The organism is Nonomuraea sp. NPDC001684 (assembly GCF_053596515.1).
Map to the genome: position 1 here is coordinate 1 of NZ_JBSFGJ010000424.1, position 8,105 is coordinate 8,105.

An 8,105-nucleotide genomic window follows, 5' to 3' on the forward strand; every position below is an offset into this window, starting at 1 on the left:
ACCGGGGACCGCATGACCTCGTCATGCGTGGCCAGCGCGCCGATGAAGACGTGGTCGCCCCGGTCGTGCACGCCGTTCAGGCCGGGCAGTCGCCCGATGTCCACCAGCTTGGACGGATACGCCAGCCGCAACCGCAACAACGGCAGCAACGACTGCCCACCGGCCAGCGCCTTGGCGTCCTCGTCGGCGGCGAGCTCAGCGCAGGCCGCCGAGAGCGAGCCGGGACGCACGTAGTCGAACGGTGCGGGGATCATCGCCGCGCTCCTTCCAGCGCTCGCCAGACACGCTCGGGCGTGCACGGCATCCGGATGTCGCCGACGCCGTAGGGCCGCAGCGCGTCCACGATCGCGTTCACCACCGCCGGGGTGGAGGCGATCGTGCCCGCCTCGCCGACGCCCTTGACGCCCAGCGGGTTGCCGGTCGCGGGGGTCTCGGTGCGGTCCGTCGTGAACGACGGCAGGTCCGCCGCCGACGGCAGCAGGTAGTCGGCCATGGTCGTGGTCAGCAGGTTGCCCTCGGAGTCGTAGACGGCCTCCTCGAACAGCGCCTGCGCCACGCCCTGCGCGATGCCGCCGTGCACCTGGCCCTCGACGATCAGCGGGTTGACCACCTTGCCGACGTCGTCCACGGCCACGTACGAGCGGATCCTGGTCATGCCCGTCTCGGTGTCCACCTCCATCGCGCACAGGTGCGTGCCGTGCGGGAAGGAGTAGTTGTCCGGGTCGAAGGTGGCGTCGGAGTCCAGCCGCGCCTCCACGCCGTCGGGCAGGTCGTGCGCCTGGAACGCGGCGTAGGCCAGCTCCTGGATCGTCCGGCCCGACCCGGTGCCGCGCACCTTGAACGCGCCGCCGTCGAACTCCAGGTCGTCCGGCGAGCACTCCAGCATGTGGGCGGCCAGCTTCCTGGCCTTCTCCCTGACCTTCTCGCACGCCTGGAGCACGGCGATGCCGCCCACGACCAGCGAGCGCGAGCCGTAGGTGTCCATGCCCTTGTGCGCGACGGCCGTGTCGCCGTGCAGCACCCGCACGTCCTCGAACGGCACGCCCAGCGCGTCGGCCACGATCTGGCTCCACGCCGTCACGTGCCCCTGGCCGTGCGGGGACGTGCCGGTGATGACCTCGACCTTGCCGGTCGGCAGCATGCGCACCGAGCCGTGCTCCCAGCCGCCCGCCCCGAACCTGGCCGCCCCGAGCAGCCTCGACGGCGCCAGCCCGCACATCTCCGTGTACGTGCTGACCCCGATCCCGAGCTGCACCGGATCGCCCCGGTCCCGCCGGTCGGCCTGCTCGGCCCGCAGCTTGTCGTAGCCGAACAGCGACAGCGCCCGCTCCGTGGCCGCCTCGTAGTTGCCCGAGTCGTAGGTCAGCCCCGAGATCGTCGTGTACGGGAACTCCTCGTGCCTGATCCAGTTGCGCCGGCGCACCTCCAGCGGGTCCAGGCCCAGCTCGGCGGCGAGCTCGTCCATCGTCCGCTCGATGCCGAAGGTCGCCTCGGGACGGCCCGCGCCCCGGTAGGCGTCCGTCGGCATCTTGGTGGTGAACACGCCCCGGCAGCCGAACTCGTAGGCGTCCATCTTGTAGATCGCGTTGAACATGGACGCCCCGAGCAGCGGCACCCCCGGCGTCACCAGCATCAGGTACGCGCCCATGTCGGCCAGCAGGTCGACCTGGAGCCCCCGGATGCGCCCGTCGGCGTCGGCCGCGAGGCGGATGTGCTGGAGCTGGTCGCGGCCGTGGTGCACGGTCAGGTTGCCCTCGGAGCGGGACTCCGTCCACTTGACCGGCCGGCCCAGCCGGCGCGCCATCAGCAGGCAGAGCACCTCCTCGGCGGTGACCTGCAACTTCGAGCCGAACCCGCCGCCCACGTCGGGGGCGATCACCCGCAGGTCGTGCTCGGGGATGCCGGTCACCACCGCGAGCATGACGCGCAGGATGTGCGGGATCTGGGTGGAGGTCCACATCGTGAACGAGTCGCCGTCGGTGTCCACCAGCACCGCCCGCGGCTCCATGGCCGTCGGGATGAGCCGCTGCTGCACGTACGTCCGGTCGATGACGACGGCGGCGCCCTCGAACGCCGCGTCGACGTCACCAGAGGTGATCTTCATGGAGAACGCCTGGTTGCCCGCCTCGTGCACCTTCGGGCTGTCCGGCGACAGCGCCTCGGTCATGTCGAGCACCGCGGGCAGCGGCTCGTAGTCGATCTCGATGGCCTCCAGCGCGTCGGCCGCCCGGTACCGGTCGGTCGCGACCACGCAGGCCACGGCCTCGCCGACGTACCGGACCTCGGAGGTGGCCATCGGCGGGTGGTCGGGGATGACGACGTCGTCGGTCACCGGCCACGCGCACGGCAGGCTGCCCTGCTCGGCGGCGAAGTCCTGGCCGCTGAAGGCGGCCACCACGCCGGGCAGGCCGCGGGCCGCCGACACGTCCACCCGGGTGATCCGGGCGTGGGCCATCGGGCTGCGCAGGAACATCACGTGCAGCGTGCCGGGCCTGGAGAGGTTGTCCGTCCAGCGCGTACGCCCCGTCAGCAGCCTGGCGTCCTCCTTGCGCCGGCGCGGCCGGCCCACCTCGTGCACGCCGGCCGGCTCGTTGATCTGGCCGCTGCCGGCGATCTGCCCGGCGACGGCCTCGGGGCTCAGCTCGCTCACTGCGTCCTCACCGCCTGCCCCATCTCCTGCGCGCCGCGCTTGACCGCGCGCACGATGTTGCAGTAGCCCGTGCAGCGGCACAGGTTGCCCTCCAGCCCGTGCCTGATCGACTCCTCCGACGGCTCCGGGTCCTCCCGGACCAGGTCGATCGCGGCCATGACCATGCCGGGGGTGCAGTAGCCGCACTGCAGGGCGTGCTCTTCGTGGAAGGCCCGCTGCATCGGGTGCATCGACCCGTTCGCGCCCAGGCCCTCGACGGTGACGACGTCGCCGCCGTCGGCCTGCACGGCGAGCACGGAGCAGCTCTTCACGCTCTTGCCGTCGAGCAGCACCGTGCAGGCGCCGCAGTTGCTGGTGTCGCAGCCGACCGGGGTGCCGGTCCTGCCGAGCCGCTCACGGAGTAGATGAACGAGGAGGAGCCGCGGCTCGACGTCCTCCTCGTACTTGATCCCGTCGACGGTGACGGTGATTCGGGGCATACGTCCTCCCTCAGGAGCAGGGGGAAAGGCGGACACACCCGAAACTACGCCGGTGTTTTTCCCGGTCAAGGGTTACTTGCCGCGGACCACCCGAGCGATGATCGCCACCACCCCCGCGAAGGCCAGCCCCACCACGGTCAGCCCGACCAGAATCAGCGCGTCCGTGAGCACGCGGGTCACCACGAGGATGCCGAGCACCACGAACAACGTGCCGCTCAGCAGGGCCATCCAGTCGGTCCGGTGCACGCGCCGGACCCGCTCGACGTCACGCGCCACGCCGCACCTCCATGTCGCCCAGGCCGCCCCGCAGGTTCAGCACGATCGTGAACTCCTCGTCCTCGGACCTGACCTCGGGCTCCAGCACCTTGTCGAACTTGACGTCCACGCCGCCCCTGATCGACTGGTCGACCTTGATGTCGCCGACCTTGTTCATCGCGTGCACCTCGACCCTGGCCGTCGGCGGCACGATCACCGTCAGCTCGCCCACGGAGACCCGGGCGTCGAACGTCAGGCTCGTCCCCGGCAGCGCCTTCAGCTCCGTCAGGTCCAGCCGGCCGTCACCGACGCCGACGTCGTAGACCTTGCCCGCCTCCGAGGGCTTGGTCAGGTACCAGGTGGAGTCGCCGAAGTTGCGCGGCAGGCCGCCCAGCATCAGCCCCACGCCGATCAGCAGCGCGACCGTGGTGCCCGCCGCGACGAGACCGGCGCCGCGGCCCCACCAGGCGGCGATGAGCAGTCCGGCGCCGATGGTGATGAGCACGGCGCCGCCGACGATGGTCGGGCTCACGCCCGCGGCCGACCTGGCCTGGACCGCCACGACGATCCCTCCCACTATGATCGCGAGCAAGATGGTGATGACCCCGATGAACGACTTGGGGCGCCGGGCCCGGGGGGCCGGGGCGGGGGCCGGGCGGCCGTACAGGGCGGGGTCGTAGGGCGACTGGCCGGGCCGCCTGGCCGGGTCGAGCGGGCGGTAGGGACCCTTCGGGGCGAAGGGCTCGCCGTAGCCGCTGTAGTCGATCGCGGTCCTGGGCTGGGGGCGGTAGGCGGGCGGCTCCTGCCGCGACGCCGCCTGAGCCTCGGCCTGCGGCCGCGGCTGCGGGGCCTCGACCTGTGTCTTGGGGGCCTCAGGGGCCTCTGTGCCGGGCGTCTGTGCCTGGCGGGTCGCGTCGCGGGGGAGCTGGTGCTCCGCCGTCACGGCGCCGGCGTCCTCCATCGCCTGTGCGGCCTCGATCTTCGACATCTCGGCCCGGCCGGCCTCCGCCTGTCCCGCTTCAGGGGTCTCGGGCCGGTCCGTACGAGGTGCCTCGGCCTGCCGGCCGGCGGACATCGCCCGCAGCCGCGCGGCCACGGCCTCGGCGTGCGCGGCGGCCGTCGGCCGGGGAGCCGGAGCCGGGGACTCGGGGTGGGCCGTCACGGTGTCGCCGAGGCCGGACCAGCCGGGCTCGGCGGGACGTACCCGAGGTGCGGACGCGGGCGGCGCGTAGGACGGCGCGGGCGGCTCCGCGTCGGGGGAGCGCCGGCGACCGAGCCGCTCGGGCATCGAGCGGGCCAGGCCCAGCAGGTCGATGCCTCTGGAGTGGGCCGCGAGCAGCGAGACGGCCAGCAGCACGCCGACCACCAGCGTGCCGGTGTCGAGCCAGACGGTCGCGAGGTTGAGCGCGAGGCCGAACCCGAGCACCGCCGTGAGCAGCGCCATCACGGCCTCGGCGTCGAGGTCGCGGCGGGTCCACTGCTCGATGATCCCCGGCCCGCCGTTGGGCTCCTTCATCAGCAGGTAGGCCGCGATGTACAGGAAGATCCCGATGCCCGAACCGAGCAGGAGCACGGCGAACGCCACGCGGAACACCACGGGGTCGATGCCGGTGTGCCGCCCGAGACCGGCGCAGACGCCCATGAGGAAGCGCCCCTCGCTGCTGCGTCGCAGCTCCCGGGGCGGGGCGGCGGGTTGCCTGGGCGGAGCTTCTGTCATGGAACCATCGTGGACCGTCGGGCGGGGTGGCCGCATCCGGGAGACCCCTGACTCGACCCTGGGGGTTGTTCCCTGATGCCCGAAGTGCCCGCGACATGTGACGATGGCGATGTTATGGCAGACCAGAAGACACTTGCCGAGCCCACCGGCGATCGACCCTATCGCCGGATGCTCCGCCCCATGGAGGGCCGCCTGCTCGGCGGCGTGGCCCAGGGGCTGGCGGCGCAGCTCTCCCTCGATCCCGTCGTGATCAGGCTGATGTTCGTGCTGCTCAGCGTCGTGGACGGGGTCGGCATGGTGGCGTACGCCGTGCTGTGGATGATCACTCCGCGTGAGCCGTACGAGGGGCAGCCGCCGCAGCGCGACTGGAGCCAGCTCGCCGCGTTCAGCGCGATCGGCGTGGCGCTGGCCGCGTTCGGCTGGCTGACCGGGGCCTCGAAGGGCGGGATCGGCATGTTGCCGTTCGCCGTCGGCGGCATCGGCGCGCTCATCCTGTGGCAGCAGGCCGACCCCGAACGCCGCAAGAACTGGGTCAGCGGGGCCACCAAGAGCATCCGGACCAACCGGGTGCGCACGCTGCTCGGCGTGACGCTGGTCGTCATCGGCGCGGCCGGCTTCCTGTACGCCCAGGGCGAGCTGGCCCAGGCCAGGCCCGGTCTGCTGTTCACCGTCGTCGTGGTCGGCGGCATCGCGGTCATCGCCGCGCCCTGGCTGGCCGGCCTGTGGAAGGAGCTGCAGCTCGAACGGCGCGAGCGCATCCGCCAGGAGGAACGCGCCGAGGTGGCCGCCATGGTGCACGACTCGGTGCTGCACACGCTCACCCTCATCCAGCGCGTCTCCCACGACCCCCGCGAGGTCACCAGGCTGGCCCGCTCCCAGGAGCGCGAGCTGCGCAACTGGCTCTACCAGCCCGCCCAGGACGCCGACGCCACCGTGGCCGCCGCCGTACGCCGGATCGCGGCCGAGGAGGAGGACTCGCACGGCGTGCCCATCGAGGTCGTCTGCGTCGGCGACATCGACCTCGACCCGCAGGGCAAGCTGGCGGCGATGCTCAAGGCGTCCAGGCAGGCGATGGTCAACGCGGCGAAATATTCTGAGAGCCCGGCCATCTCCGTCTACGCGGAGGTGGAGGGCTTGGAGGTGACCATCTTCGTGAAGGACCGCGGCAAGGGCTTCGACCTTGAGGCGGTGCCCCTCGACAGAATGGGCATCAGGGAGTCCATCATCGGGAGAATGGAACGTCACGGCGGCACGGCCAGGGTCCGCACCGAGCCCGGCGAGGGCACGGAAGTGATGCTGACGATGAAGGTGGACAAGCAATGACACGCGTGTTGATCGTCGACGACCACCGGCTGTTCAGATCCGGCGTACGCGCGGAGCTGGGCGACTCGATCGAGGTCGTGGGCGAGGCGGAGGACGTCGAGACGGCGGTCAAGGCCATCGCCGAGCACCAGCCCGACGTGGTCCTGCTCGACGTGCACATGCCCGGCGGCGGCGGCCAGGAGGTGCTGCGCCGCGTCCTCAGCACCGGCTCGCAGGTGCGCTTCCTCGCGCTGTCGGTCTCCGACGCCGCCGAGGACGTCATCGGCGTCATCAGGGGCGGCGCGCGCGGCTACGTCACCAAGAACATCAGCGGCAAGGAGCTCACCGACGCCATCCGCCGGGTGGCCGACGGCGACGCGGTCTTCTCACCGCGGCTGGCCGGGTTCGTCCTCGACGCCTTCGCCTCCTCCGAGGCGCCCTCGATCGATCCCGAGCTCGACTCGCTGACCCAGCGCGAGCGCGAGGTGCTGCGGCTGATCGCCCGCGGCTACGCGTACAAGGAGATCGCCAAGGAGCTGTTCATCTCGGTCAAGACCGTGGAGACGCACGTGTCGTCCGTGCTGCGCAAGCTCCAGCTCTCCAACCGGCACGAGCTGTCCCGCTGGGCCACCGCGCGCCGCCTGGTCTGATCCTGCTTTCTGGACCGTTACAAGGTCGTTACGGCGATTCGTAGACGAATCAGGCGTCTCAGTAGTCACACATGGAAGGAGAAGCACATAATCCAGGAGTAACCCCCTTGAATCGCGTCCCCCGGTTGCTTGCCATGGTCGCACTGGCCTCGGCTGCGGCCTGTTCGGCAGAAGGCGTGCCGGCCTCGCAGGTCCCGGCGGTCCGGACGACCGCCTCCGTGGGCCTCGCCGCGGCTGCCCACGTCGCGGCTCCGGCCAAGAAGGTCAAGCTCGACATCGCCGACATCACGCCCATGGCGGAGACGGCGGAGAAAGTCGGTGTCGGTTTCCCGATCATCGTCACGTTCGACCGGGATGTGAAGGACAAGGCCGCCGTGGAGGCGCTGCTGGAGGTCCAGGCCGACAAACCGGTCGAGGGCGCCTGGCGCTGGGTGTCGGCCCGCAAGGTCATCTACCGGACGAAGACGTACTGGAAGCCGCATCAGAAGGTGCTGTTCACCGCGCGCCTCAGCCAGCTGCCCGGCAACAAGGCCGAGGACGTCACCCGCCGCTTCGCCGTCGGCACCGCGAACATCTCGGTCGTCGACACCCGCCGGCACCAGATGAAGGTCTACCGGGACGGCAAGATCGCCAAGAAGATCGCGATCAGCGCCGGCCGGGGCGGCCTCATGCGCAACGGCGTGGACGTCTACCTCACCACCAGCGGCGTGCACCTCACCATGGGCAAGAAGTCCGTCGAGACGATGACGTCGTCCTGGATGGGGGTGACCGACCCCAAGGACCCGCGCTACTACAAGGAGGAGATCCCTTGGGCGGTGCGCATCTCCGACAGCGGCGAGTACGTGCACCAGAGCGCCGGCTACTACCAGTACCTCGGCCGCTCCAACCAGAGCCACGGCTGCGTGCGGGCCACCCCGCAGGGCGCCAAGTGGTTCTACGGCATCGCCCAGCGCGGTGACGTCGTCAAGATCACCGGAACCAAGCGTAAGCTCGACTGGCGCAACGGCTGGAGCTACTGGCAGCTCAACTGGACCCAGTGGAAGCAGGGCAGC

At 71.0% G+C, this 8,105-nt stretch carries 8 protein-coding genes; 3 read left to right on the top strand and 5 right to left on the bottom strand.

What is annotated here, in order from left to right; genetic code table 11:
• The 5 genes from ACWCSD_RS42260 to ACWCSD_RS42280 all read right to left on the bottom strand — a co-directional run.
• Positions 1–254 (bottom strand): FAD binding domain-containing protein (locus ACWCSD_RS42260; RefSeq protein ID WP_449923480.1); only part of this gene is annotated, 254 nt, incomplete at its 3' end.
• Positions 251–2,596, bottom strand: coding sequence for a xanthine dehydrogenase family protein molybdopterin-binding subunit (locus ACWCSD_RS42265; RefSeq protein WP_449923493.1), 2,346 nt, complete (start codon positions 2,594–2,596; stop codon positions 251–253). The genes ACWCSD_RS42265 and ACWCSD_RS42260, both read right to left, overlap by 4 nt.
• A gap of 50 nt (positions 2,597–2,646) precedes the next feature.
• Positions 2,647–3,129 carry a (2Fe-2S)-binding protein gene (locus ACWCSD_RS42270; RefSeq protein ID WP_352362730.1) on the bottom strand — a complete coding sequence of 161 codons (483 nt, stop codon included), beginning with the start codon at positions 3,127–3,129 and terminating at the stop codon, positions 2,647–2,649.
• A 72-nt stretch (positions 3,130–3,201) separates the two neighbouring features.
• Positions 3,202–3,405: a hypothetical protein gene (locus ACWCSD_RS42275; protein ID WP_397165170.1), complete on the bottom strand. Its 204-nt coding sequence runs from the start codon at positions 3,403–3,405 to the stop codon at positions 3,202–3,204.
• Positions 3,395–5,101, bottom strand: coding sequence for a PspC domain-containing protein (locus tag ACWCSD_RS42280; RefSeq protein WP_449923485.1), 1,707 nt, complete (start codon positions 5,099–5,101; stop codon positions 3,395–3,397). The genes ACWCSD_RS42275 and ACWCSD_RS42280 overlap by 11 nt, the downstream gene beginning before the upstream one ends.
• 114 nt (positions 5,102–5,215) lie before the next feature.
• Between ACWCSD_RS42280 and ACWCSD_RS42285 the strand changes: the two genes are divergently transcribed.
• The 3 genes from ACWCSD_RS42285 to ACWCSD_RS42295 all read left to right on the top strand — a co-directional run.
• Positions 5,216–6,424: an ATP-binding protein gene (locus ACWCSD_RS42285; protein ID WP_358282268.1), complete on the top strand. Its 1,209-nt coding sequence runs from the start codon at positions 5,216–5,218 to the stop codon at positions 6,422–6,424.
• Entirely contained in the window at positions 6,421–7,053 is a 633-nt protein-coding gene (locus ACWCSD_RS42290; RefSeq protein ID WP_352323887.1) for a response regulator transcription factor, read from the top strand. Before ACWCSD_RS42285 ends, ACWCSD_RS42290 begins: the two co-directional genes overlap by 4 nt.
• 176 nt (positions 7,054–7,229) lie before the next feature.
• Positions 7,230–8,105, top strand: an 876-nt coding sequence (locus ACWCSD_RS42295) for a L,D-transpeptidase (protein ID WP_449923490.1), incomplete at its 3' end; no start/stop codon positions are given.